24 protein-coding genes and 1 pseudogene are annotated in these 25614 nt (G+C 37.8%); 13 read left to right on the forward strand and 12 right to left on the reverse strand.

What is annotated here, in order from left to right; all coding sequences use genetic code 11:
* Window positions 1-30 precede the first annotated feature (30 nt).
* Window positions 31-588: a cysteine hydrolase family protein gene (locus tag FQ087_RS21510; RefSeq protein ID WP_149582657.1), complete on the forward strand. Its 558-nt coding sequence runs from the start codon at window positions 31-33 to the stop codon at window positions 586-588.
* A gap of 368 nt (window positions 589-956) precedes the next feature.
* Here FQ087_RS21510 and FQ087_RS21515 read toward each other — a convergent pair whose 3' ends face one another.
* Together FQ087_RS21515 and FQ087_RS21520 are read right to left on the reverse strand one after the other, a co-directional pair.
* On the reverse strand, window positions 957-1646 hold the full coding sequence (locus tag FQ087_RS21515) for an IucA/IucC family C-terminal-domain containing protein (protein WP_255452499.1): 690 nt from the start codon (window positions 1644-1646) through the stop codon (window positions 957-959).
* On the reverse strand, window positions 1639-2463 hold the full coding sequence (locus FQ087_RS21520) for an ABC transporter ATP-binding protein (RefSeq protein ID WP_149582658.1): 825 nt from the start codon (window positions 2461-2463) through the stop codon (window positions 1639-1641). The genes FQ087_RS21515 and FQ087_RS21520 overlap by 8 nt, the downstream gene beginning before the upstream one ends.
* A 193-nt stretch (window positions 2464-2656) precedes the next feature.
* Here FQ087_RS21520 and FQ087_RS21525 point away from each other — a divergent pair, with 193 nt between their 5' ends.
* Both FQ087_RS21525 and FQ087_RS21530 read left to right on the forward strand, forming a co-directional pair.
* Window positions 2657-3640, forward strand: a complete 984-nt coding sequence (locus FQ087_RS21525) for an ABC transporter substrate-binding protein (RefSeq protein WP_149582659.1) — start codon at window positions 2657-2659, stop codon at window positions 3638-3640.
* Between the two features lie 59 nt (window positions 3641-3699).
* Complete coding sequence (locus FQ087_RS21530; protein WP_255452500.1) at window positions 3700-5604, forward strand: iron ABC transporter permease; 1905 nt, start codon at window positions 3700-3702, stop codon at window positions 5602-5604.
* Window positions 5605-5837: 233 nt separating this feature from the next.
* Here FQ087_RS21530 and FQ087_RS21535 read toward each other — a convergent pair whose 3' ends face one another.
* The 5 genes from FQ087_RS21535 to garR form a co-directional block, all read right to left on the reverse strand.
* Window positions 5838-8393 (reverse strand): winged helix-turn-helix domain-containing protein, encoded by a 2556-nt coding sequence (locus FQ087_RS21535; RefSeq protein ID WP_149582661.1) that lies wholly within the window; start codon window positions 8391-8393, stop codon window positions 5838-5840.
* Window positions 8394-9585: 1192 nt separating this feature from the next.
* Window positions 9586-10905, reverse strand: coding sequence for a gluconate:H+ symporter (locus FQ087_RS21540; RefSeq protein ID WP_149582662.1), 1320 nt, complete (start codon window positions 10903-10905; stop codon window positions 9586-9588).
* Between the two features lie 75 nt (window positions 10906-10980).
* Window positions 10981-11817 carry a class II fructose-bisphosphate aldolase gene (locus FQ087_RS21545; protein WP_149582663.1) on the reverse strand — a complete coding sequence of 279 codons (837 nt, stop codon included), beginning with the start codon at window positions 11815-11817 and terminating at the stop codon, window positions 10981-10983.
* A gap of 164 nt (window positions 11818-11981) precedes the next feature.
* Window positions 11982-13436 carry a four-carbon acid sugar kinase family protein gene (locus FQ087_RS21550; RefSeq protein WP_149582664.1) on the reverse strand — a complete coding sequence of 485 codons (1455 nt, stop codon included), beginning with the start codon at window positions 13434-13436 and terminating at the stop codon, window positions 11982-11984.
* 3 nt (window positions 13437-13439) lie between these two features.
* On the reverse strand, window positions 13440-14333 hold the full coding sequence (garR, locus tag FQ087_RS21555; protein WP_149582665.1) for a 2-hydroxy-3-oxopropionate reductase: 894 nt from the start codon (window positions 14331-14333) through the stop codon (window positions 13440-13442).
* 240 nt (window positions 14334-14573) lie between these two features.
* Between garR and FQ087_RS21560 the strand changes: the two genes are divergently transcribed.
* Entirely contained in the window at window positions 14574-15209 is a 636-nt protein-coding gene (locus FQ087_RS21560) for a GntR family transcriptional regulator (RefSeq protein WP_149582666.1), read from the forward strand.
* An 82-nt stretch (window positions 15210-15291) separates the two neighbouring features.
* On the opposite strand, the gene FQ087_RS21565 is transcribed toward FQ087_RS21560, so the two are convergent.
* On the reverse strand, window positions 15292-15468 hold the full coding sequence (locus FQ087_RS21565) for an S-layer homology domain-containing protein (protein WP_149582667.1): 177 nt from the start codon (window positions 15466-15468) through the stop codon (window positions 15292-15294).
* A 236-nt stretch (window positions 15469-15704) separates the two neighbouring features.
* Here FQ087_RS21565 and FQ087_RS21570 point away from each other — a divergent pair, with 236 nt between their 5' ends.
* The 4 genes from FQ087_RS21570 (at window position 15705) to FQ087_RS21585 (ending at window position 18975) form a co-directional block, all read left to right on the forward strand.
* Window positions 15705-16040: a hypothetical protein gene (locus FQ087_RS21570; protein ID WP_149582668.1), complete on the forward strand. Its 336-nt coding sequence runs from the start codon at window positions 15705-15707 to the stop codon at window positions 16038-16040.
* 460 nt (window positions 16041-16500) lie between these two features.
* Window positions 16501-16956 carry a hypothetical protein gene (locus FQ087_RS21575; protein ID WP_149582669.1) on the forward strand — a complete coding sequence of 152 codons (456 nt, stop codon included), beginning with the start codon at window positions 16501-16503 and terminating at the stop codon, window positions 16954-16956.
* Window positions 16957-17101: 145 nt separating this feature from the next.
* Window positions 17102-17791 (forward strand): response regulator transcription factor, encoded by a 690-nt coding sequence (locus FQ087_RS21580; protein ID WP_149582670.1) that lies wholly within the window; start codon window positions 17102-17104, stop codon window positions 17789-17791.
* A complete protein-coding gene (locus FQ087_RS21585) occupies window positions 17788-18975 on the forward strand; it encodes a sensor histidine kinase (RefSeq protein ID WP_149582671.1) in 1188 nt (395 codons plus the stop codon). The genes FQ087_RS21580 and FQ087_RS21585 overlap by 4 nt, the downstream gene beginning before the upstream one ends.
* 315 nt (window positions 18976-19290) lie before the next feature.
* On the opposite strand, the gene FQ087_RS21590 is transcribed toward FQ087_RS21585, so the two are convergent.
* Genes FQ087_RS21590 through FQ087_RS21600 form a run of 3 tightly spaced genes read right to left on the reverse strand, consistent with a single transcriptional unit; the run spans window position 19291 to window position 20835 of the window.
* Window positions 19291-19758: a nucleoside deaminase gene (locus FQ087_RS21590; protein WP_149582672.1), complete on the reverse strand. Its 468-nt coding sequence runs from the start codon at window positions 19756-19758 to the stop codon at window positions 19291-19293.
* Window positions 19759-19788: 30 nt separating this feature from the next.
* Complete coding sequence (cynS, locus tag FQ087_RS21595; RefSeq protein ID WP_149582673.1) at window positions 19789-20232, reverse strand: cyanase; 444 nt, start codon at window positions 20230-20232, stop codon at window positions 19789-19791.
* 21 nt (window positions 20233-20253) lie between these two features.
* The gene (locus FQ087_RS21600) at window positions 20254-20835 is read right to left on the reverse strand and encodes a beta-class carbonic anhydrase (protein ID WP_149582674.1); all 582 of its coding nucleotides are present in this window, start codon (window positions 20833-20835) and stop codon (window positions 20254-20256) included.
* Window positions 20836-20993: 158 nt separating this feature from the next.
* Between FQ087_RS21600 and FQ087_RS21605 the strand changes: the two genes are divergently transcribed.
* Window positions 20994-21425, forward strand: coding sequence for an Lrp/AsnC family transcriptional regulator (locus FQ087_RS21605; protein WP_149582705.1), 432 nt, complete (start codon window positions 20994-20996; stop codon window positions 21423-21425).
* A 188-nt stretch (window positions 21426-21613) separates the two neighbouring features.
* Here the strand turns inward: FQ087_RS21605 and FQ087_RS21610 are convergent, their stop codons facing one another.
* Window positions 21614-22189, reverse strand: coding sequence for a recombinase family protein (locus FQ087_RS21610; RefSeq protein ID WP_149582706.1), 576 nt, complete (start codon window positions 22187-22189; stop codon window positions 21614-21616).
* A gap of 462 nt (window positions 22190-22651) precedes the next feature.
* Between FQ087_RS21610 and FQ087_RS21615 the strand changes: the two genes are divergently transcribed.
* The 4 genes and pseudogenes from FQ087_RS21615 to FQ087_RS23225 form a co-directional block, all read left to right on the forward strand.
* Window positions 22652-23875 carry an MFS transporter gene (locus FQ087_RS21615; RefSeq protein ID WP_149582675.1) on the forward strand — a complete coding sequence of 408 codons (1224 nt, stop codon included), beginning with the start codon at window positions 22652-22654 and terminating at the stop codon, window positions 23873-23875.
* 152 nt (window positions 23876-24027) lie between these two features.
* The gene (locus tag FQ087_RS21620) at window positions 24028-24444 is read left to right on the forward strand and encodes a MarR family winged helix-turn-helix transcriptional regulator (RefSeq protein ID WP_149582676.1); all 417 of its coding nucleotides are present in this window, start codon (window positions 24028-24030) and stop codon (window positions 24442-24444) included.
* Window positions 24435-24788: a DUF3147 family protein gene (locus tag FQ087_RS21625; protein ID WP_149582677.1), complete on the forward strand. Its 354-nt coding sequence runs from the start codon at window positions 24435-24437 to the stop codon at window positions 24786-24788. Before FQ087_RS21620 ends, FQ087_RS21625 begins: the two co-directional genes overlap by 10 nt.
* Window positions 24789-25167: 379 nt before the next feature.
* Window positions 25168-25314, forward strand: a pseudogene (locus FQ087_RS23225) (transposase); the annotation flags it as partial.
* Window positions 25315-25614 lie beyond the last annotated feature (300 nt).

Consider the following 25614-nt stretch of genomic DNA (forward strand, 5'->3'; position numbering starts at 1 on the left):
GGTCAAAGATTGAATCAAAGGGGGATTGTTATGGATAAAAAGAACAAAGCTTTACTTATAATAGATGTACAAAAAGCTTTTAATGATAAAAAGTGGGGAGAGCGAAATAATCTAAATGCAGAGGGGAATATTAGTAAGATACTAAACTTATGGAGGGAAAAGGGTTGGACAGTAATTCATATACAGCATAGGTCTGACAATCCTAGTTCGTTATTTCACCCGGAAAATGATGGGTTTGCTATAAAGGAATTGGTCGAACCTATTGGGGGAGAAGTGGTGATAGAAAAGAAAGTAAACAGTAGTTTTATCGGTACAAAATTAGAGGCGTTTTTAAAACGAAATGGTCTGACAACAGTCATATTAACAGGACTGACTACTCCTCATTGTGTATCTACGACTGCAAGAATGAGTGGGAATTTAGGTTTCAATACATATCTTATTTCAGATGCAACAGCGGCTTTTGGAATGACGGATCAAAACAATACTCATTATGATGCAGTTACTGTACATAATACTTCTTTAGCGACATTGCATGAGGAGTTCGCAACCATACTTACAACGGAGCAACTTATACAAAAGTTTTTCTAGTTTTTTTCTTTAACTCTAAAGAACATGAGGTTCAACTTTTTTGAAAAGGGACTTTAATATATAGTTTTTGAATATTTGTGTTAAATATTACTATCATGATAAATTACGTTTGATGATTGCGCCAAGTACTAGAGAGCCTGAAATTGTATCTTCGGGCACTTACAATTTCTATAGTAAGACATCTATTTTTTTCTTTCGAGACTACCGCATTTTTCACTTGAACATTGTAGGAACGCGACAGGCAAATTGTCTGATGCTTATCTAATAAAACCAAGGATTTAAAGAAGGTGGAGTTAATTTTAATAAGATGGAGCTACAAAAAAACAGCCCACATAAACCGGATTTTGACGGTTTATGTGGGCTGTTTCTTATTTTACTAAAGGACAATAGGAACACTTTTCTGTATTAGGAAGTTCTTTATACAAACAACATGTCACCCGTTTGTAGTTTACCATTGCATCTAGTGCTTGTTGATTATTCAAATACTGCTTAAAAGGGGAACGACGCATCGCAGGTTTCCATGTTTCATCTGCCAATAAAATATCCAAGTCTGTTTGTGCAAATGATGAATTTTCCTGAAGTAGCATCGAGTACATCCATAAGACATATCCCCATACGTTCTCCCACAATATTAGTTTCGCAATTTTCCCATGCTTACTTAAATAGTTAACGACGGGGTGCCCGTATGCCTCGAGGATAAAGCGGATATCTTCTTCGCGATTTTGTACGAGTCTAAAGCCGGCAGATGGAACAGAAAAAAGGATGGTATCATTTTCGATGAATAACGACACGTCTTTCAAATCGCCACCCCATAGTAAATTATGTTCGCATATTAAGTGCAGTTGTGCAGCTATGAAAAAACCATGTCTTTTCATATAAACGGATGTGGCAACGGTATTTGTCGGAGCGTCCGTTAAACGTTGAACTATTTCAAATAGCTTGTCGCTTCCTGATTCGCATAACACTTCTGCAGCTGTTAAAAATGTGTTTGGCTGTGCACCAATATGTACACTGAAACGTTCCAGTGCAGCTACTTGCTCGGCTTGTAAATTAGGCACCAGTATTTCCTCGAAGTTCTGACACGATGCAGCGGCCGCGACCATAAGGAACGCAGTGCGGTGTACCAAAAAGGGGATCTGTTGACACTTGGCATTCCATCCCAAACACAGCGCGGACTAAGTCGCAAGTAATAATATCTTCTGGTTTGCCTTGTTCATGGACACCACCGTCTTTAATAGCCACGATATTGTGGGCATAACGGGAGGCTAAATTCAAATCATGAAGCACCATGACAATCGTACGGCCTTTTTGTTCGTTTAATTCAAACAGCAGATCAAGAATTTCAATCTGATGTGTCATGTCGAGGTATGTTGTTGGTTCGTCCAATAAAATGACGTCTGTATCTTGCGCTAGCGTCATTGCAATCCATGCACGCTGCCGCTGACCACCCGACAGTGTGTCAATCGATTGATCTCGTAAATCACTTATTCCGGTAGCTGTCATTGCGGCTTCCGTTTTCTTCGTATCCTCGTCAGTCCATCTCGAGAGCCACGATTGGTGTGGATAGCGTCCTTGTTTTACAAGATCATGTACCGTCAACCCTTCAGGTGATACAGGACCTTGAGGAAGAATCCCCATTTTCTTTGCAACATTACGTGAAGACAGCGAGTGGATATCCTTGCCTTCAAGTAAAATAGAACCGTCAGAAGGTTTCAAAAGACGGGCAATTGAACGGAGTAACGTAGACTTACCACAGCCGTTACTACCGACGAAAACAGTGATTTCGCCTTTCGGGATCGATAGGTTCAAGTTTTCGAAGAGGAGATTATCTTGATAGCCAATCGATAGGTTTTCGGCTTTTATTGAGGTATGCATTGGAATGCCTCCATATCTATAGGGAAACTAAATGATTTTCATTTTCAATTAGAGATAAGCATAGCATATTTAGCATCAATCAGAGAATGATAATCAATTATTTCGTAAAAAACTTTACAAAACCGTACTACCAAGTTTAAACTACTAAATGAGAATGATAATCAATAAGTAGATAATTGGAGGAATGTTTAATATGAAGAAGTCTTTGAAATCGCTGCTTTTTTTAGCGCTTTTTGCAGTGTTGTTAGTCGGTTGTTCTTCTAAGGGAGAAGACAAAGCTGAAGACAAGGGAAAAGCCGAAGAAAATATTACAATTACAGGTGTAAACGGTGAAGTGACACTTAAAGAGCCTGCGAAAAAAGTCGTTGTTTTGGAATGGACATATGCGGAAGATTTATTGGCAGTAGGTGTTCAACCTATCGGAATGGCGGATATAGAAGAATATAATAATTGGGTGAATATTGATGCGGAATTAAGCAAAGACGTAGCTGATGTCGGAGGTCGCCAAGAACCGAATTTAGAGGCGATTGCTGCATTGGAGCCAGACTTGATCATCGGTACAAGCTTCCGTCACGACGGGATGATTGCAGATTTAGAGAAAATCGCACCTACGGTCATTTTTAATCCGTATCCTGAGGATGAAAAAATGGATCTATATCAAGAAATGATAACAACATTTAACGAAATTGCAAAAGTTGTTGATAAAAAGGATGAAGCGAAACAGGTATTAGCAGACTTGGATGAAAAATACGAAGAAGCAAAAACAACTATCGATAATGCTGGTTTGAAAACGAAAGATGTTGTCTTAACACTTGCTTACACGGGACCTCAAGCACCTGAAATTCGTGTGTTTACACCAAATTCGATGGCTTCAATCATGCTAGAGAAAATTGGTTTGAACAACATCCATATCCCCGATCAATTTGAACTTTACGGCTCGAGTACGTATAACGTGGAAGGGCTAGCGAAGTACGAGGATGCAAACTATTTGTATATTGTACAGGACGAAGACAATATTTATGAAAAACAATTAAAAGATAATGCAGTTTGGAAGAACTTGAATTTCGTGAAAGAAGACCGACTGTATGATCTCGGTGGAGATACATGGTTATATGGAGGTCCTCTCTCAGCAGAAACATTACTCAACAAAATTACAAGCACGATGGTAAGTAAATAATGGCAAGAAAGACTTCAGGAACACGATCCTTTGTTGTCATGATTATAGGATTGTTCCTGTTGGTTTTATTATCTTTTGTTCACTTAACACAAGGTCAAGCGGATTATACTGTAACCCAGTTAGTTAAAGAGGTGTGGACAGAGGGGCGCGTGCAAGACATCGTGCTCTCTCTTCGTCTTCCGCGTTTAATAATAGGGATACTTGCTGGTGGGGCCCTTGCGGTGGCAGGGGCTGTTTTACAGACGTTGACGAACAACCCATTAGCATCTGCAAGCACATTAGGAATTAATGCGGGCGCGTATTTTTTCGTCGTAGTTTCGATGATTTTCTTTCCATCGCTACTCGGGAATTTCCCGTTTATTGTTGCGTTAGTGGGTGCTGTACTGTCATCCGTTCTCGTTGTGATGCTAGCAGGCAAGCAAATGGAGCCAGTACGTGTCGCGCTGACAGGAATGATTATTTCGTTATTGTTCGCTTCGATGACAGGCTCATTGCAGTTATTATTCGAAAATCAAACGAACGGACTCTTTTTATGGGGATCAGGAACACTTGTCCAATTAAATTGGGACGGTGTATCGTTTGCGGGGCCAGTTATCATTGTGTTCTTCATCCTCGCATTAGTATTGGCAAAACCATTGGATACGCTGTCGCTAGGTGAAGATATAGCGTCATCTCTTGGGCAAAATGTTAGGTTTGTTAAATTACTCGCGTGGGCTGTTGCAATTGTCCTTGCAGCTGCAACAGTAAGTGTTGTCGGACCAATTGGTTTTATTGGATTAATGGCTCCACATATTGTTCGGATGCTTGGCGTTCGGGGACATTTGAATATTCTCCTCCAATCATTTTTATGGGGAAGTGTCATGCTAATCGGAGCTGATGTGTTAGGGCGATTGATTCAACCCGGACAAGAAGTTCCGGTTGGTGCAATGACCGCGTTGATAGGTGGACCGTGGCTGTTGTACTTGGCATGGAAAACTGCGAAAACGCATAGTCGAGGCGATCGTCAAATGGGCGGTACATTAAAGCCCGTGAAACTGTCGGTTGTCATCGCAATCGTTGTTGCACTCCTACTCGTTATTATTTCATTGGCTTTATCATTTAATGGCACTGCATGGACGACTGAATGGTTGAAACCTGTTGTGTGGAATTTCCGAGTTCCACGTGTGTTAACGGCGTTCATCGTCGGGGTAATGCTCGCGATTGCAGGGGTATTATTGCAGGGGGTATTACGAAATCCATTGGCGGATGCAAGTATTTTGGGTGTCACATCAATGGGTGGTGCAGGGGCAATGATGCTACTCGTGTTATTTCCTGCAATTCCAGTTAACTATATGCCGCTTGGTGCAGTCGTGGGAGCTGCCATCGCACTTGGTATTATTTTAGGAACATCGTGGAAAAACAACTTCCAGCCGATGCTTGTTGCACTTATGGGAATTGCAATTTCTGCGTTTGGTTCGGCGGCCACACAAGTACTTGTCGTAAAAGCAAAACTTGCAGTTGCGGCAGCGCTCGTCTGGTTGTCGGGAAGTACGTACGCAAAAGGATGGGAAGATGTACAGCTTGCTGTTTTGCTATTTGCATTGTTTATAGGACCAGCCATTTATCTGACACGCAGTTTGGACACATTGACGTTTGGTGACGATGTGGCGGCAGGTCTTGGGCTTTCTGTTAAATCGACTCGTGTTTGGGCATTGATTGTCGGTGTTGCGATAAGTACAGCAGCTGTTTCGATTGTAGGGACGATCGGCTTTGTGGGGCTTGTCGCACCTCATATCGCACGTAGATTAGTTGGTTTTCGTCATCTACCTTTGATTGTCGTATCTGGATTATTAGGCGGACTACTTCTTGTCACCGCCGACTTCGTTGGAAGAATTCTTATTGCGCCGAAAGATATTCCGAGTGGTCTGATTGTAGCGCTGATTGGTACTCCGTATTTGCTGTATCTCCTTCGGAAAATGAAATGAAAAGAGAGCTGCCATTGGGTAGCTCTCTTTTCATTTCATTTTCTTAAATCGGTATTTCCGGTATTGTGATTTGAGGAGTAGGCAATGCTTATGCTTATGCTTACTAACGCTAGTGAAATTGGAATCACAATAATATCCCTTATGAAAAAGTTAAGATTGTCTCCTCATAGGGGATACTCGACAGGTGAATAGAGCTGCCTAGTTATTTCTATATATTGTGGCGGTTTGCTCTTTTAATTCTCCCGGTTTTTCATCCACAAGACAGCTTTTGTACGTGAATTGACATCGAGTTTACTATAAATTTTTGACAAATAGACACGCACAGTCCCCTCTGAAAGCCCCAATTGTTTTGCAATTTCACTATTTGAAGCACCGTTTGCCAGTAATTGAAGCACATCCTGTTCACGTGGTGTGAGTATGTCATTTACCGTATCTTGTTGGAGATTATCTTGAATGCTCGCTATCAATTGTTCGACGTATGCGAGTGGTACAGAATCCCAATAAGCGCTTTTTCTATTGTTACGTATCTTCGAGTATTCTATTAGCAAAGGGATGGCATCTGCTTCATCAAGAAATGTCCTTAGGTATCCATAGGGAGCCCCGTGATCCAATGCTTCGTGAAATACAATTAGTGCTTCTTCTTCATGTGATAACTTCATTTGACAAATCGCTTCCAGCACTATTGCCTCTACGATTGTCGAGATTTGCCTTTCCTGTAACGCTTTTGTTTTTACACGGGTAATAATTAATAGTGCGTCTTCCGCTTGCTCTTTAGCCAATAAAACGCGTGCCTGCACTAGCAGCCAAAATTCCTGCCCTGACTCAGCTTTGGGGTTGTTCAAACCGGTCGATTGATAGAGTTGTTGTTCTGCTTGCAAAACATTACCTTCTAGTAAATAACAATGGGCCTTCATGGTGCATAACAAACCAATCCAATGCCGGTTCTGCGTTGTTTCCATTGCGTAATCTAGCAGGTTATGTGCTGCTGTAAATTGTTTTTTCGTTGCATGGATACGCCCTTTAAGTATGTACATGGGTATGAACAATCCAGGATCTTTAAAGTGATGACCGTATTGTAGTGCGCCTTCCAATTCTATCGATGCTGCATCGATATAGTTTCCTTCATATAAGTTCTCGGCTGACACTCCGTAACTAAACCCCGTCATGTTTTGCTCTTTCAATTCACCTTCACGAAATAGCCCCGTTAAGGGAATTGCTGTTTCCTTCAGCAAGAGTTTGCCTCTCACCCCAATACTCGTGCGTAAAAGTGTAGGTTCAAACCGATTGTATTGCATGGGAATGTTGTCCCATCTGGAACTCACAGGGCCTCTCTCCAGTTGTTTCTGCATGATTTTTATTACTTGTCCGAGATCTCCACCGCTTGCATATAGGACAAATGCTTTCGTAGAATCCAAAATACTCGCCATGCCCTGGTAGTCAATGTGATCCATCCATTGATCAAGATCATGCCTGCTTTCTAACTCTTCGATTAGTTGATTTGCTTTTTCTAGTTCATGTATAGTGGCATATGTAATAACATTCATGACAAGTGTCTCTACATTCACTGGATAATTGTTATCACGCAATAGTTGTACCCACCGCGTAAATGTCGACGTTTCCCCTGATGTGAAAATCTCCACCAGATGCGCAGTGATCCACGCGTCCGCTATGTCATGCAATTGGCCAAACAATGCAAGCTCAATCGCCGACATGAAATCTCCCTTACCGTGCAAAAAAATTGCCGTGTCTTTATAAATCACCGAAATCGTTTCTTGTGAATAGCGATTTTTCATTTCAATTTGCAAAGCATCTGCAAACAAATGATGATAGCGGAAAATAGGTTCATATGAATGTAAACGGACAATGAATAATCCGCTTTTTTCGAGTTCTAACAAGATATGATAACTATCTGTACGTTTTGTAAGCGAATCACAAATCGCAGGTTCGAGTTGATTTAGTATCGAAGTGCAAACAAGAAATTCCTGTGTAGATGGCGGGAGCGACGTAAGAATCTCCTGTAACAAATATTCTGTTATGAAAGGATGGGCACCATCAAAGGAGTCGACATCCATCTCACCCATTGTAGACGTGCTTCCCGAAAGACCTGCCAATTGAATACCTGCCGCCCAACCTTCTGTCATGTTAAAAACATGTTGAAGTGATTCGGAGTTTTTATAGTTAAATCTTCGTTTGGTATAGAAACGCTCCATTTCGTCGTAAGTGAAGCGTAACTGTTCTACACCGATTTCTGTCAGCCACGCTTTGACTCGCCACTTAGCAATCGGAAGAGGTAACTCTGTTCGACTTGTCACATACATCCGCGCATTATTCGGTAAATAGTTGATGAAGCGAATCAACATTTCGTGAATCGATTGTTTTCCAATTAAATGATAGTCTTCAATGACAATATGTATCGTACATTGAAGCGAATTAATCTCGTTCAAAAGAGAGTCTACCAACAGTTCATATGGTGATTGCTCATTGATCAGGGAAAGTAAACTCAAATCGATCTCGTCAGGAAGTGTATTTGATAAAGTATGTACGAAGTATTTCCAAAAACGTATTGGATCATTATCGATGACGTCGATTGACAGCCATGCAACAGGTTCATTGGATTGACTAAACCATTGGCTAAGTAGCGTAGTCTTTCCGTAACCGGCGGGTGCGCGCACTACTGTTAATCTTTTTGGCCCGCTATATCGCAGTAAATCAACTAATCGTTGTCGTTCAATAGCTTCTAGCTCAGCACGAGGTACCGTTGTTTTTGAATTTAATAATGTCAGCTGCATTGATCAGGGCTCCTTTTTATTTGTATTGTTTTTCCAGAAGGGGGAGGTGAATGTATGTTAGGGGAAAACCTAAAACTTATGCTACTTCAAGGCAGTGAATTTAGTCTAAATCATCCTAAAGGTTTTATATGTAGTTTTTTGGTGCTCTCGGTAAACATTAGAAGAAGAGATCTCAGAATCTATTAGTAGCGTATCCTGGCTGCAATTTAGGACTTTAATGGAGTGCTAGGCGAAGTGGTACAGCAAACAAGTCATTCTAATGTCAAAATGTTTGCACTTGGCCATCTATGTTCTTGTTGGGGATAACAACACAGAGGGTGCGGGGGAGTTTAATCGTTTGAATTAGTACTTCTATGTCCGAAGTGGATTCTCCTTTAATTCCAGGTAATGTAATATAAAGTGTTTTTTATCACGTCTATTTTTACCGTTTACTTGCGTAAAATACTAGTGAGAAGGGTTTGATAACCTTCATTTTCACTGATCCATTTTCGGCCCGCTCACGACGAAATATTCATGACAGATTTAAGGAGGAATTGTAGTTCATTCCTCCTTAGTAATCCTGTTGTGAATAGTTGCCTGTCGCGTTCCTACAATGTTCAAGTGAATAATGCAGTTGTTTGGAAGAAAAGAATAGATGACATTCTATGGAGAGTGTAAGTGCCCGAAGATGTAATTTCGGGCACTCTTGCACGTTGCACAATGTGTTCCTTGCTTACTTTTAGCAAAGAGTATGCATCTAAGCTTGTGTTGCCTATTAGAAAGCGACACTTCTTTAAAATAAATAAGAAAAAACCATAGAGATAGCATCAGCCGCCAAAATTGCATCTTTGGCGGCTTTTCTCCAGCTAAGAAGCCAGCTATTCTTTCGTCCCAAAAGGCTTCAACACACTCTGTACTAATGCATTTGGAGCGCGACGGATGAAGGACAAATATACGATTAACGAAAAAATATGTAGGGATACGACAAAATCGCATCCCTACACATCCAGACATCTCAGTAATCGTACTAGAAGTCATTCAATCCAAAAGCGCAGCCATACAAGTAGCGCCCAGGGGGGAGAAGTTTTTTATTGGTTATTTTTAATTAATCAACAGACGTTGTTTTTGATATGTGAGTTTGACTAAAAAAACTACAAAATAACAAAAAGTGTCTCCTACTATATATCAGTAGAAGACACTTTTATTTTTACTATTAGACAAACATATTAATTAGCAAGACACCTGCTAATCCTACTAACGAAAGAATCGTTACCATAACTGACCAAGTTGCAAGCGTTTTCCCAATGGAAAGATTAAAGTACTCTTTATAAATCCAGAACCCTGCATCATTTACATGGGAGAACGTAATACTACCAGCACCAGCCGCTAATACCATTAGTTCCGGGCTAACACCAGTTAACCCAACTAGAGGTGCTGCAATACCAGCAGCTGTCATACCCGCTACAGTAGCTGAACCGACTGCTACTCGTAAAATCGCAGCAATCAACCAAGTGAGAAGTAATGGGGAAAGTGTCGATCCTGCCATTATATCTGCAATGTATTGGTCGATGTGACTATCAATCAGTACTTGTTTGAAAGCACCACCAGCAGCAATGATTAGTAAAATCATTGCAATTCCACTGACAGCTCCTGTAACGGATTGCATAACATCTTTCATTTCTTTACCGCGGTTTAGACCAAAAGTAAAGAATGCAAGAATCACAGAAATTAACAAAGCAATATTAGGATTACCGATAAAATCAAAGAACGGCATAATTGCTGACTCTGGCATTGTTATTTCTACAATTACTTGAGAAGCAATCAAAATGACTGGCATTAAGGATGTTAGGATACTCGTAACAAATCCTGGCATCTCTTCTTCTTTAAATTCTTTCGGATTAAATAGCCCTTTTGGAATATCTACTTCCAAATATTCTTTTTTGAATAGCTTTGTAAATAATGGTCCGCCGATGATGATGGCGGGAATAGCAATAACGATTCCGTATAATAACGTTTTCCCTATATTAGCATCAAATACACTAGCAATAGCTGTTGGTCCTGGGTGCGGAGGAACGAAGCCATGCATCGTGATAAGTGCTGCAATTACGGGCATCCCAATATACAATACGGGCACTCCAGCTGCAGTAGCAATCGTAAATACTAAAGGAATTAAGACGACAACTCCTGTTTCGAAAAACAGTGCAATCCCAACGACGGAAGCTGTCAAAACAGCTGCTAATTGAACTCTCTTTTTCCCAAATGACTTAATAAGCGTTGTAGCGATTCGTTGTGCGCCGCCTGAGTCTGTCATCAATTTACCAAGGATTGCTCCAAAAATGATAATCATCGTCAGACTGCCAAGTGTTCCACCTAAACCACTTTGAACGGATGCAACTGCATCAAGAGGAGACATTCCTTCTAACATTCCTACAGCTAGGGCAACAAGGATTAAAGAAATAAAAGCATTTAACTTAAATACAATCATCAATACAAGTAATAGGGCGACTCCTATACAGACAGATACTATCGGCATCGTGGACCTCATTTCCTTTAGTTAGATTCTCGAAATATTGAAATATAACCCGTAGAATAAATCACATGAATGTTGTTATTTATTTGCAAATAGCCGAACGAATTTAGTCATGACGGGCTCCATGGATTTCTGCATTTCTGCCATAACAGTGGAAAGGTGGGCCATTTGTTTATCCTCAAAATAGTTTTGTAAATAGGATACGGCAGCCATGGATACTTCTGTATTCACATTGACTTTACATATTCCAAGTTGTATCGCTTGTTTAATAATTAAATCTGGAGTTCCTGACCCTCCATGAAGTACCAAGGGAACATCAACAGCCTGTTGAATTCTTTCCAAAAGAGGTAAATCTATTTTTGGTTCTCCCTTATACATTCCATGAACAGTGCCGATAGCAGCTGCTAAAAAGTCTACTCCTGTTGCGTCAACAAAGTCTTTTGCAGACTTTGGATTAGTCAATGTACCGTCTCCTTCTTCTTCATCGGAGAAGTCGCCTTTCGCTAATGAACCAATCTCAGCCTCTACGGACACTCCTACCATATGCGCAATTTCTACAATCTCTTTTGTACGGCGAATATTTTCTTCTAAGTCATAGGAAGACCCGTCGAACATAACAGATGTGAATCCACAACGGATAGCACGAATAATTGATTCCTTTTCATATGCATGATCCAAATGGAGCGCAACAGGAACTGAAGACTTTTCAGCCAATGTTTTAACAAAGGCTGAAAACCCTTCAACATCAACTGTTGGGAAATAACGTTCTCCCAGTGCAATAATGACTGGTTGATTTTCCTGTTCGGCAACGCGTATCGCTGCTTGAACAGTTTCTAAATTGTATACATTAAATGCAGCAACAGCATATTTTTTTTGCTGTGCATGCTGCAATATCGCTTTCGTATTTACCAACACGTGAAATGGCCCCCTTATCATACGTAAAGAACAATTGACTAGTTAATCCGCTTTGGAACTAGGGAAGGATGGAACTATATCCTACCTAGAGGATGTCTTCCGCGATAAGGCAGAAACACTTGTCAGCCTTATCGCGGGAGGCTACCCTTAGAAGGCGCCTTCGCTCAGTTTATATGGTTATTTAAAATCTCAACTGTTTCTTTAAGTGTTGTAACTGCTCCAACATTACCTGGGAAAATAATATACGCCATTCCCGGAAACTTACTTTCTTCTCCTGTAATCCATACAGGAATCCCTGGTTTTATTTGACCGGCTACTGTTGCTCTTTTAACTTCAAGGCCTTTCGTTCCAATATCACTAGACGTAATTCCGCCTTTTGCGACAATGAAATTTGGTCGTACGTTTAGGCGCTGCACGATACTTGTAACTGCATCTGAGATTTTTACTGAGAGTTTTAACTCTTCTTCTTTTTTTCCTTCACCAAGATCTAATCGTTCACGTCTCGTATACACAGTGACTGTTTTGCCAGAGCGAATAAAATTCTCGGTTGTTTCAATTACTCGATCAATTTCTTCTTTGAACTGTGCAGGGTGTAGCACAAGATGACAATCAAATTCAATGAATTCGATGAAATTAGTTGTTTTCAGTGATTCTAGTTGCTCCGTTGTCTTTTTAACGTGAGATCCAACAAGAATTAAACCGCCATGAGTTGTTTCTGTTTGAATCAATTCTGACCTCGTTAGAAGTGCTTTATCACTTACTCCGCCAATAACCTTCGTAAGAGCGGCTGCACTTCTGAACATGAATTGTTTCCCGGATTTCATTGCTTTGATAAGGGCAATAACAAAAATTTCTACATCTACGTAATCTACTGCATTCACGACTACTTTATTGAAATCAGTCACTTGAAGTAATTGTTCCGTGATCGTTTCAATTTCCAACGCTCTTAAGCTTTCGAGTGTAATGTACGTAGTATTCACAGCTTTGAATTCACCATTTGTTTTTTCCTCAACCCACTCACCTAAATGAGACTTGGAATAACCAAACGTTCTATCCTTCGCAAATTCCGTTTCACCAGCAGGCACCAAATAGTCTTCAGATTGCACATAGTGGATATTGTCTACTGTGTAGCGACCGCCTTCTTTGAAAAATGGCAAAATTACTTCTCCGTCATACTGGATGCCTAAAGTGGTTTCAATCGTATCTTTTAACACTTCTGTTTCAAGAGGGTAGTGACCTCTTAAAGTAGAATCTCCACGACTAATGACAATAAAATCCTTATTCTGTTGTTTCGCTACTTCTACAATGTTCGCAGCAATTTCTGAATGTGCTTTTTCAGTTTCAGCTGCAGTAAATCCTCTAGAATTTGTTAGTATGAAAAACATAGCGTTTTTTTCTTCAAATCCTTGTTCCAAACTTTCGACTGTCCAATCTGTATATACAGAAATACCATGAACCGTTTGAACGCCTGTTGGATCATCGTCTAGCACAATGATCTTTTTATTTAAATCCACTAATTCATTCACAAGCATGTCTTTTACGGCTTGTGTATCAACTGCTTGGATATTTCCCAAAACATCTTGAACTAATCTCTGTTCTGTACTTCCAATGGTGGTCATTAATTATTCTCTCCCAACTGTAACGTTCGCAAGTTTTTCATAATATTGAACAATTCCGCTGTGGTCATCTGCTGCTTTTCCATCCACTTTTAAAGCGTGGAAAATTTCTAGTAATTGGCTAGATAACGGCATTGGTACACCAATGCTATGTGCTGTTTCCATTACGTTGGTCATATCTTTTAAGTTAATATCAATCCTTCCGCCAGCTACGAAATTACGATCAAGGATTAACGGTACTTTGGCATCTAGAACTGCACTGCCTGCTAATCCACCTCTGATAGCTTGGTACATTTTTTCCACATCAATCCCTGCTTTTGCGGCTAGAACTAATGCTTCAGACATGGCGGCAATATTTAAGTTTACAATTACTTGGTTGGCTAATTTTGCAGTGGTTCCACTGCCATTACCTCCAACTAATGTTATCTCTGAACCCATTGCGAATAAAACATCCTTCACTTTTTCAAATACTTCTTCTTTACCTCCAACCATAATCGCGAGAGTACCGTCTTTCGCTTTTGGTTCTCCACCACTAACGGGAGCATCTAACATTTCTACCCCTTTTTTTTCTGCTATTGCAGCAATTTCTTTTGAAATGACAGGTGAAATGGAACTCATATCGATAATAACCGCGCCTTTTTTGGCACCACTAAGTACACCATTTTCACCCGAAACAACTTGTTGTACATGATGAGAAGCAGGTAGCATTGTAATGATAACGTCACTATTTTCACCGATAACTTTTGCAGAATCGGCTGCTTTTGCACCAGCATTTATCAAAGTTTGTACCGTTTCTTTATTCAAATCGTTCACCATTACTTCGTATCCTTTAGAAACTAAATTCAACGCCATAGGTTTCCCCATAATACCTAAACCAATAAAACCAATCTTTTTTAACATAACCATTCCTCCTAATTTAACTTAGTGTTCCTTACTTAAGTGTTAAAATACGTTCATTTAATTCGGAATGTAACCGTTTGCAATTATCTTATCGTTCTAATTGTATACGGTTTTTTAAATTTTGTATACACTCACGTTTATTTTGTATACAAAAGTAAGTCATATCAATTTAAGCTTTCTTTCTCCTTCTCTTTTTGATAAGTTAGTGGTAATTAGGTTGAAGGAAAAAGGTGGGAAGAAATGACTCAAAACTATAAAAAATCTCGTTCTGCCTACCATCAAGCATATGAAGTGATTCGAGATAGAATCTTAAATGGGGATATGCCAGGTGGTACAAAAATTGTTGAAGAAAAATTAGCAGCAGAATTAGGATTTAGCCGTACTCCAATTAGAGAATCTCTACGCCAACTAGGTCATGAAGGACTTATCATTAATAAAAAAGTTGTACAGCCTACAGAAGAAGATCTGCGCAACTTATTTCAAGTAAGGATTCTTCTAGAAGGATTTTCAGCGAAATCAGCAGCAATCTATTTGCCCGAGGAAGATTTAAAATCGCTGTCCAATTGCATTATAATGGGAAGAGAAGGCGCAATTGAAGAGATAATGGATGCTAATGAACGTTTTCATGCTATTATCGTTCAAGCCAGTGGTAACGCTCTAATGATTGATACAATAGATCGCATGAAGTCCATAATCTATCTTTTTCGTAAGACCGTGGTGCTTTACAGTCGACCGCGTTTAATAGATGAGCATGAGGAAATTTATGAAGCGATTAAAGCAAGAGATGGTGAAAAGGCGAAACAACTAATGGAAACACATCTTCAAGAGGATTTAGATTTTTGCCTTCATATTTTAAGAAGTTCAAGTCAAATATGAATTCGAATACAATTGAGCAAACAAACACATCCCCGAATTCCGGTAAGGAAGGTCGGGGATGTTTTTAGTTGTTAATCGATATTCATTTTAAACCATCAAGTGAATTCACAAGTATTTTTGCTGCGCGTGCACGACTCGTGGGGTTGCTCGGATAGAATTTACCTTTAGATCCGTTTGAGATGCCTAGTCCGTGAAGCATCGAAATGGCGTTGATTGTTTTTCTTTCGGAAGAAAGTAATAGTTTAATAATAAAAGTCATGTCAAATACCTATTAGGTGGAGATGAAATGAGTTTTATAAAGTCAAAGAAGTTCCTTGTAATTGTTTTGTTAGTAGTAGTTGGTGTGGGGATTATGTTTTTAAAAGATGATAATGCATCTGTGTTAACTGAAGTTGGGAAGAGTTAGGGTATAACTAATTTGTATCATATCGAGTTTTTTGATGATGATACAAAAGCCGTAGTTTTTTTGAAACTATTCAAGGGGAAGAAAGGGAAGTGTATCTGGAAAAGTCATTTTTTAAGTGGAACGAGAGACGAAGTTATTGGCATGAGCCGGAGGGGATAGATAAACCTCTATATATATCATTTGCAGAATCCCCATTTAAAAACGAGGAAGATTTAGAACTTGTTGTAATAAGGGTATACAATCCAGCAATCAATAATGTTGAAATTAGAACGACTAAAGGTTTACTGAAAAATATTAAAATACAGCCCAAGCGTATAGGAAAGGCAACGGGTTTTGGACTGGTTCGAACAGGCGATGAGGCTATTTTTGAAGCTGAATTTATTTCTTACAATGTACAAGGGGAAGTTTTATATTCAGTTAAATAAGATGGCTGAACAGAGTTATGTGACCCGCCAATACTACGGAATCTCTCATGGAAATTAAGCTCTGAAAAAGGATTAAGATTATTCGTGTTCGACGCCTGTAAAACTACACTTTCAAAATAAAAAAGAGACTTTTGGTAAATCTAACATATTTCTATCATGTTAGATTTACAAGTTTTTTGAGTACACTTTAATACATCTACTGCTCTAATTCTGGTTTGGATAATGTATGCACCCACCCCTAATAGACATAACGTTCGTCCACGGAAGTATTTAACTTTATGACTCAATAAGAAATGGTTGCCATGTAAGACAGCAAATACTTAACTAAAGCATCCGTCAGTTGAATAAGCCAAGTAAAATGTGTTAATTATTCATAGTTCAACAAAACTAACGAAGATCTAACCATTACATTGCTATATTAGGGGGGTAACGTTACAAAACAATTTTAGGAGGATTATTTATGAAATTTAAACATTTAGGAATTAGCGCACTTGCATTAGGATTAGTAGTCGGTGGAGGTGCAACCATTTCAGCATTCGCATCAGCTAATATTGAAGAAAATCCGAATGAAGCGATGGCAATACTAAAAAGCAATGCAGATGAATTACCAGAAGGCACTATCTATAAGGATGAGGTTCAAGGAGAAACTAATTCTGATGCTGAGTACTATGAGTTTAATGGAACAGATGAATTACCAGAAGGTACTGTCTATAAGGAAGAGATTAAAGGAGAAGCTAATTCTGGAGCTGAGTCCTATGAATTTAATGGAACAGATAAATTACCAGAAGGTACTATCTATAAGGATGAGATTAAAGGAGAGACTAATCCTGGTGCTGAGTTCTATGAGTTTAATGGAACAGATGAATTACCAGAAGGTACTGTCTATATGGATGAGATTAAAGGTAACCAAAAATAAATAGTGCATTTTGTGAAATTTATCCTTCACGAAAGCATCGATAAGTACTAACTTCTAAAAGCTTGCTTTGATTACCAAAGCAAGCTTTTAGAAGTTAGTCATAGTTGTTACTATAACATTTTATGAAAGTTAGGAGTTAGAGCGAATGAAGCTATTATTAATTGAAGACGAAAGAACACTCTCAAGACTCATTGTAAAAGGTCTTCAAAAAAGTGGATATGCCATTGATACAGCATTTGATGGTGAAGAAGCATTAGAGCTCTTTGATATTAATATATATGACTTAATTATTCTCGATTTAAACATACCTAAAATTGATGGAATAGATGTATTAAAACATATTCGTCAAGTAGATGAAAACATGTGTGTTCTTATTTTATCTGCTCGCTCCGATATAGACGATGTCGTTGTTGGTCTTGATAATGGCGCAAACGACTATGTAACAAAACCATTCGACTTTCAAGTATTAGAAGCACGCATTCGCTCATTATTACGCCGATCATTTACACAAAAAAATACTGTTATGTCAGCTGCAGATCTAAAGATTAATACAGCACAAAAAATCGGATTTGTTCATAACAAACCTATTGACTTAACAAAAAAAGAATATGCAATTTTAGAGTATTTTCTTTTCAATAAAAACAGGGTCATCAGTGCTGAAGAATTAATGGAGCATGTTTGGAATAGTGATGTGGATTTATTATCGAACACGTTAAAGTTCCATATTCATTCGTTAAGAAAAAAAATCGCCAAAGAACTGGGAGAAGTCGAGGCCATTAAAACCGTTAGAGGACAAGGCTACATTATACAAGATCATGAGGTGAATCAGGTATGAACTATATATCGTTAAGAATGCGACTAACAGTTTTAACTGGCATGATTCTAATCATTACAACCATATTATTAACCGTTATTTCTATTAGCATTGCAAACAACAAATTTGTCCAACCATTAACAGGTTCGATAGGTAAAGATGTGAATTTTAGCGAACTTCAATTAGATGAAAAACAAGAGATTGATTTAAAAACTCCTTCATCACTGCCCCCAGACATCTTCTTTTCAGAAGAAATTAATACGGTAAACAAGCAATTCCAATTCCAAAGTCTAATTTGGATGATTGTAATTATGGTTGGAGGTGTTGGAGCCATTTATTTCGTAGCTGGAAAAGCATTGGAGCCGGTTAAAAAATTACGTAAAAGTATAGAGGATATTAATGAACATAATTTGTCGGATCGTATCAATCATATACCTTCAAAAGATGAAATTGGTAACCTAGCCTCAGAATTTAATAAGATGCTCCAACGATTAGAAAACTCGTTTACTTATCAAAAAAACTTTGCTGCAAATGCTGCTCATGAATTAAAAACGCCACTTACGATCATGAAAACAGGTATACAAATACTAAAGCTCGAATCATTACCATCCATTGATGACTACAAGGAGAATTTGGAGATTACAGAAGAAAGCACACAAAGACTCATTAATATTGTTGAAGATTTATTAATGCTTGCAAATAATCATGCTGTAAAATTTTCAGACAAAATTGGCCTTCAACAAATGTTCGAAACGATTGCGCATGAAGTCGCTCCACTTTGTGCTGAAAAAAATATTACACTTACACTCAACAACTGTATAAAGAGCATAGTTGGCAACAAAGTTCTTATATACAGGGTCTTTTTTAATCTAATTGAAAATGCTGTAAAATATAATACAATGAACGGCAAGATTGAGATAACCTGTCATGTTCAACGTGACCACATTCGTATTAGTATCGCTGACACAGGTATCGGTATCGCAAAGGAAGAACTTCCATTTATTTTCGAACCGTTTTACAGAGTGGATCAATCACGCACAAGAAGCTTAGGTGGCTCCGGGTTAGGTCTTTCAATCGTTAGGTCGATAATCGAGAAGCATAAAGGACGAATACATGTTAAAAGTGCCAATAATATCGGTACTACTTTTGAAATAGAATTACTAAAAAACTGGTCGAACGCAAATATCGAAACACATACTAAGTGAAAATTTTTCTTTCTAATAACTAAATATGAATATAAATTATTAAATGCAGGGAAGTATTTTCAATAGAAAATTCAACAATAGTATTTATGAATCTGAAAAATGCACCCATTAGTTGAACAAGGATACAGATTAGCCACATGAGTTCAATCCGTAAAAACATTAATTCAATCGTTGAACGATCTTGTATCTCCCATACACGCCAGTTCACGGAAGTAGTTAACCCTGTTACTCAATAAAAAAAAGCTACCTTTTATGGCAGCTTTTTCTTAAATTAAAGTATCCGTTATTTGACGCTTACTTTTATATGTCATGTATTTATTTGTTATTTAACTCGCTCCAACGCTCATATACTTTAAGACCTTCTTTGTCTTCTTGATGAACCATAGGCAATCTACGTTGGTCCATTGGTTTACAATACTCATCATAAAAAGTATCGAACTCAAAGTATTTACGGTTGTCTATATAATGAGGAGCGTAATCTTTGCGTGTCGTGATGAATACAACTTTTTGGGGGCTACAATAGTATAGTGCACCCAAACACATTGGACATGGACTTGCAAGGATGTAAATTTCACAGTCCGTTAAGTGTTCTGTTCCTAACTTTTCACATGCTTTTCTAATAGCTAGTACTTCAGCGTGTGCAGTTGGGTCGTTAGTCTGTGCTACGAGATTTGGACTTTCAGCAATAATTTCTCCATCTCTTGTTACTACACAAGCAAATGGACGTCCGCCTTCTTCAACATTTTTAAGTGCCAAATCTATTGTGCGTTTAACAAAATCCATAATGAAGCCCTCCTACGTTAGAGTAATTAATCACCATTTTCTATAAGGCAAGAATTTTCCATTCAAAGTAAGGATTATACGATCGCCTCTAGGATCTTCTTTTTTCTGAACATCCATTTCAAAATCAATCGCACTCATGATTCCTTCGCCAAGTTTCTCTTGAATCAATTCTTTAATTGTTGGGCCGTATACTAATAACATTTCGTATAAACGGTATAGACCCGGATCAGTAGGAGGCATTTTTACTACATCTCCCCGGAATGGAATTTGTGTTAAAGCTTGCACTACTTCTTCATCCAAATCTAACAGTTTACCCATTTTTTCCGCTTCAGGCCGAGTCATTGTGGCTTGTCCTAATAAAGCTGTTACAATCCAGCTTTCAGCGTTTTCGCTTTCCATTGCGATTTCGTTCCATGTTAAACCTTTTGCAAATTTTGCATCAAGAATTTTTTGAGTCGCTTCTTTTCTATTCATTTATAAAAACTCCCTTTTAATTTATTTTTTTTTGTTAGCTAATTCTTTATATCCATCAACAATTAAATCCAACTTCCCTGTGTGAGGGTCAATTGCAAGACCATGTACAGGGACATCTTTTGGAATGAGTGGATGGTTTCGTACTAATTCGATATTCGAATTAATGGAATCGACGACATCATTAAATCCAAACAACCATTTGTGTAGATCAATCCCAGCATATTCTAGAGCAGAAAGAATATTTGGAGATGTTACACCTCGATCTACCATCTTTTGCAGCGTTCCTTCTGGATTACTTTGGCTCATCCCGCACCCATGATGTCCAATAATATAAATTTCTTCAGCGTTCAGTTCGTATACAGAAGTAACAATACTGCGCATAATACTACCGAACGCATGGCTAATTATTCCACCTGCATTTTTAATGATTTTCGCATCACCATTGTGTATATCTAAAGCTTTTGGAAGTAGCTCAATTAAACGAGCATCCATGCATGAAACGACAACCATACGCTTTTGTGGCATTTTAGTTGCCTCGTACGGTACATATTCTTTTTTTGCTACAAACTGGTCGTTGTACTTCAAAATTTCTTGTAGTAACATTCGGTTAACCTCCTCTGAATTTATATCCCATTTCTATATAAATTAACTAAATGTATATGGCTAAACAATTAGTGAAATAGGATATAAACTAAGTATAGAGATACGTATACAAAAGCAGAATAAGTTGGCGAATGGCTTTTTGGTCTACTACTTTCATGGTGAAAGGATTGAGGATTATCGTTGATCATATAGATCTAGAAATACTGACATTATTAAAAGAAAACTCAAGAATACAATGGAAAGAAATTGGTCAAAAAGTACATATGACCGGGCAAGCTGTAGGAAATCGTATTCGAAGATTAGAGGATATGGGGGTCATTGAACAGTACACAATCACGATAAATAGAGCGCAATTAGTACAACCTATAACCGCGTTTATTACTTTTTTTGTTGAAACGACTTATCATAAAACATTTCATGATTTTTTCCGAACAGAAGAGGTAATTTCTGAAGTACACCGCACTAGCGGAGACGGATGCTACTTATTGACTGGACACTTTGGTTCAAATGAAGAGCTGCAGTTGTTTCTTGAACGTCTTTTAAAGTATGGAAATTATCGTGTTAACCTTTCGATAGGAAAGATTAAGTAACTTCATTAAATGTTTCCTGTATTCCCTAGGTGTCTCTTAACAGCATTTTCATATCAGAATCAAAATCCAAACAACCGGACATCCAAAAATAAGACCAAATTTTTATAACCCATATTAATTACTTCTTATTTTCTAGAATCATTATATTTTATTAATGCATTTCCGGATTTTATCCGAGGATGTATTTATTAAAAACCTATTATATATCCACAAAAAAGGACATAGAAGCCACGTAAAGGCATCCGATACTTAAACAAAGGCACCCCTTTACTTAGTTCTCTTTTGGCACGGATTAGTATGCTTTTAGAAATCCCTGTAATTACTTGCACTTGCGTGTAAGAATTTGTTTTCAATAGTTGTAAAGCGTGTGCTACTTGCTTTTTAGTGAATTTCTTTGGCCAACCTTCACGGAAATTAGGATTCTGCTTCGCAATGGCTGATAATGTTCTTAAAATTAATCTGCCAATTGATTTATCTTCTGCAAGTCCCATATTTAGTATGTGAACCTTGAATCTTTTTGAAAGTAATTCTTTGATTAGATTTACTCCATCTTCTGTCGAACTTGCGAAACGCTCTAGCTTTGTAACTACCAATGTATCGCCTTTTTTCAGCAATGGAAGTAACTCTACAAATTGGGGACGACCAGCCTTAGTTCCAGTGGATTTCTCGGAATAGATTTTGTCACAACCTTCACTGTCCAGTGTAGGCAGCTGTAAATCTAAATCTTGTGAAGCTGTACTCACGCGGCAATAAACATATTTCATATGTATTTTTTTTTTGCGGTCCATTTATGACACTTAGTTGCGCCACCGCTTGTAGTCTCGATATTACTGCAGCCACAAATCAGTGTCGATACTTTAAAGTTATGACACATGCAATAGTAAAAAAAGTCTCCCTTTCTAAATGAAAGAGAGGCTTTTCGTAAATCTAACATATTTACATTGTGTTAGGTTCAGAAGTATTTTGAGTACACCTTAATACATCTACTGCTTTAATTCAAGCTTTGGAAGCTGCATGCATCTAAATTGAATTTAATGTATAATGGTAATATATGGTTCATTCTTACTACCCCTCTAAACTTTTTTATTCCAAGTGTTCAGTGATTTAATTGTTAGTATTCTTGAATTTTGCAAAGAAGAATAGTGGATTTTAGGAGGTATAAGACGAATGTGAAAACTACCCTGTACTAATCAGAATTAAATTTTGATTGTAAAGGGGTAGTAAGAATGAAGAGTGCATCTTTCCGTTTTCTTTGGATTGGTCAATCAATGGCCAATTTGGGTGATATTTTTTATATTGTAGGGCTTATTTCAATTTTATATGCTTCGACAGATTCACCATTTACATTGGCGTTGGTACCATTTCTCAGTATGTTTGGTCGTTTTATAAGCGGGATGATTTCCCCGCTACTGTTGAATAGATATCCTCTAAAAAAACTGCTTGTTTACTCGCAAGTAAGTAAGACACTATTGTTGTATTTGCTAGCGCTTATCTTAGTATTTCATATGACGTCCAGCGTGCTCGTACTATTAAGTTTCGTATTTACAATTGCGTTTTTAGATGGATGGGCAGCGCCAGCAAGCCAAGCAATGTTGCCGCGTTTGGTTCCCAAAAATGAACTTGTGAAAGCTAATAGCTTCTTTTCCGTTATTTATGAAACCGTAAATTTAGGTGGATGGGCGATTGGTGGTTTAATTGTTGCATTTTTAAGCGGTCAAACTGTTATTTTAATTACGGTTGTTTTGTATCTGATGGCTACTTTACTCATGACTAAAATTATAGATCCAACCGAATTTCAAAGAAAAATTTCCAAAGGTCGTCAGATTGGTGAGTTAAAAGAAGGTTGGCAAATCGTCTGGAGAAATCCGCTGTATAAGAGTCTTTATGTGATCATCGTATTTGAGGCCGTTGCAAATGTTGTATGGATTGCTTCTATACTTTACGTCTTCGTGACTGAAATTCTTGGTGAGACTGAGGCTTGGTGGGGATATATTAATACCTCATTTTTTATTGGAATGGTCGTTGGTGGGATTATATGCTCACGTTTCACCTTAATATTCGAGAAAAAGCTAAAGTGTGTTTTGATTATTTTTTCCTTTGGAATCAGTATCATGACATTTCTTTTCGGTTTAACGGAGATGGCTTGGTTGTCCCTTATCTTTGCAGGACTCAATGGGGTATTTCAACAACTAAAAGCAATTGCTTCGAACACATTTCTTCAAAAATCAGCCAGCACTGAAGAACTTCCTAAAATCTATGCCGCACAAAGTGCGTTGGTGTCGTTATTATTTGCAGTTTCCTCTTTACTGTTTGGTGCTCTTGCTGAGATAGGGAATGTAAGAATTACATTTATTATTTCAGCAGCATTGTTAGGAATTGCAGCAATTTATACTGTGATTCGCCATCGTCGTTTTGCTATAGAGGAATCAAATTTCCCGTTTGAAAGATAATCAGCACGAAAAGGTAAACTACCCTAGCTACGTAGGCTTAGGGATGGTTTACCTTTTATTTTTATACTTTTATTCATATCTAATGCATTAATCGCCCTTTATATCTTATAATACGATACAATCGTATTATAAGATATAAAGGAGTGGTATTTGTGAATAGTAAAATCACGCTATTAAATCAATATTGGACGGATATATATTTTCATTTACATTATCCCCATAAAGAAAAGATTTCTCATCAAGTGGTTCGTATTCTGCAACTCGTAGATAAACAGGAAGAAACAGGAATCAATGAAATTGCCGCACATATACAAGTTTCCCACAATACGGCTTCGGAACATGCTAAAAGAATGATTGAAAAGGGGTATATAGTAAAGGGGAGAGATCCTCTAGATGAAAGAAAAGTAATTCTTAATCTAACGAACTTAGGTGACGAAGTTTTACATAAAAACACAAGTCTAGATGTAGATAAATTAGAACAAGTGTTGAATCAGTTGGATGAAGATGAAAAAAAATTAGTAGAACAAGCTCTAAAAATCTTAAGTGAGCGAGCTAAACAATGTATTTGATAATGAAAATAATTGCTTCAGCTATCGTTATTGGTATTGTGACGGAGATTTCGAGAAGATTTCCTTCGTATGGAGGGGTAATAGCTGCCCTTCCTTTAGTCAGTTTGCTCAGCATTGTATGGCTGTATGTCCAGGGAGAACAAACAGCGACATTAAGTAAGTTTGCATTAGGAGTACTTTGGGGATTTCCAGCAACCGCATTTTTGTTGATAATCGTTTATGTAGCCTTACAAAGTTCCGTTCATTTATTTATCTCCATCGGTTTAGGAATAAGTGGCTGGATACTCTTTTTATTGGTTCAAGATTTCGTCTTAAAATACATAAAAATTCTTTTCTTAACTTAACTGGGGAGGGGGTAAATAAAGAATCGAAGTTCTTGTGCTTCAGTGAGAATCATCAACATTTACTAATTAACTCTAACTATATATATTGAACCCCTAGCGTTGCTTTAACTAACACTAAAAGTTAAGGATTCTTAATATATTCGGAAACGTAAAGAACCTAAAAGAAAAAGGACTCACGAATAGTCAAGAAAGTCTTTATGTCATGGAGGCTGCTCTTGGAGACGGGGACTTACAAACCAAACTGGGTTTCTTTTCAATTAATGTATATCAATTGTCTTAGAAAAATATTGACGTGGATCAAGCCATTCTTTCGAGTCTGTTTTTGGGTCTTGTCGATCAATTGAATGCAAGTTATTAAATGGCAAAGACAAAGATGACTTTGAAAGTTATCGTAAGCCGAGGAAAAGAAATGTAACTAATCACGAATCGATTTGATCTTTCATAGGACGATATTAACAAGATCTATCGTTCACGTTGGGCAATTGAACTGTTTTTCAAGTGGATTAAGTATGCCGTAAAAATAAGAGTTATCTTGCACTCATTAGATTAATAATTTCATTAATAATTAATTTTTCTTTTTTAAAATAAATATTTCTCTAATAAATGCCCCGATTGCTCCAGATACAAAGATTGTAGAAAGTAAGTTCACGACTCTTACAAATGTATGGGGCGTATAAATAACTTGAACGCTTTGAATAATTACAATTAAGCCGAAAATAATGGATACCACTACTATGAATTTTGACGTAGCTTCCCTTCGATTATTTATTATAATCACCCTCTCATATTCCAATTATATACCAGATAACTTTATATGACGTTTCTT

The organism is Sporosarcina sp. ANT_H38, from assembly GCF_008369195.1.
Classification (GTDB): domain Bacteria; phylum Bacillota; class Bacilli; order Bacillales_A; family Planococcaceae; genus Sporosarcina.

Coding starts and splice junctions, on each gene's coding strand:
- FQ087_RS21575 (WP_149582669.1), top strand. CDS start 16,501: ATGAAATTTAAACATTTAGGAATTAGCGCACTTGCATTAGGATTAGTA.
- FQ087_RS21580 (WP_149582670.1), top strand. CDS start 17,102: ATGAAGCTATTATTAATTGAAGACGAAAGAACACTCTCAAGACTCATT.
- FQ087_RS21590 (WP_149582672.1), bottom strand. CDS start 19,758: ATGGATTTTGTTAAACGCACAATAGATTTGGCACTTAAAAATGTTGAA.
- FQ087_RS21550 (WP_149582664.1), bottom strand. CDS start 13,436: ATGACCACCATTGGAAGTACAGAACAGAGATTAGTTCAAGATGTTTTG.
- garR (WP_149582665.1), bottom strand. CDS start 14,333: ATGTTAAAAAAGATTGGTTTTATTGGTTTAGGTATTATGGGGAAACCT.
- FQ087_RS21520 (WP_149582658.1), bottom strand. CDS start 2,463: ATGCATACCTCAATAAAAGCCGAAAACCTATCGATTGGCTATCAAGAT.
- cynS (WP_149582673.1), bottom strand. CDS start 20,232: ATGAATAGAAAAGAAGCGACTCAAAAAATTCTTGATGCAAAATTTGCA.
- FQ087_RS21535 (WP_149582661.1), bottom strand. CDS start 8,393: ATGCAGCTGACATTATTAAATTCAAAAACAACGGTACCTCGTGCTGAG.
- FQ087_RS21525 (WP_149582659.1), top strand. CDS start 2,657: ATGAAGAAGTCTTTGAAATCGCTGCTTTTTTTAGCGCTTTTTGCAGTG.
- FQ087_RS21600 (WP_149582674.1), bottom strand. CDS start 20,835: ATGTTACTACAAGAAATTTTGAAGTACAACGACCAGTTTGTAGCAAAA.
- FQ087_RS21615 (WP_149582675.1), top strand. CDS start 22,652: ATGAAGAGTGCATCTTTCCGTTTTCTTTGGATTGGTCAATCAATGGCC.
- FQ087_RS21610 (WP_149582706.1), bottom strand. CDS start 22,189: ATGAAATATGTTTATTGCCGCGTGAGTACAGCTTCACAAGATTTAGAT.
- FQ087_RS21565 (WP_149582667.1), bottom strand. CDS start 15,468: ATGACTTTTATTATTAAACTATTACTTTCTTCCGAAAGAAAAACAATC.
- FQ087_RS21510 (WP_149582657.1), top strand. CDS start 31: ATGGATAAAAAGAACAAAGCTTTACTTATAATAGATGTACAAAAAGCT.
- FQ087_RS21540 (WP_149582662.1), bottom strand. CDS start 10,905: ATGCCGATAGTATCTGTCTGTATAGGAGTCGCCCTATTACTTGTATTG.
- FQ087_RS21585 (WP_149582671.1), top strand. CDS start 17,788: ATGAACTATATATCGTTAAGAATGCGACTAACAGTTTTAACTGGCATG.
- FQ087_RS21560 (WP_149582666.1), top strand. CDS start 14,574: ATGACTCAAAACTATAAAAAATCTCGTTCTGCCTACCATCAAGCATAT.
- FQ087_RS21625 (WP_149582677.1), top strand. CDS start 24,435: ATGTATTTGATAATGAAAATAATTGCTTCAGCTATCGTTATTGGTATT.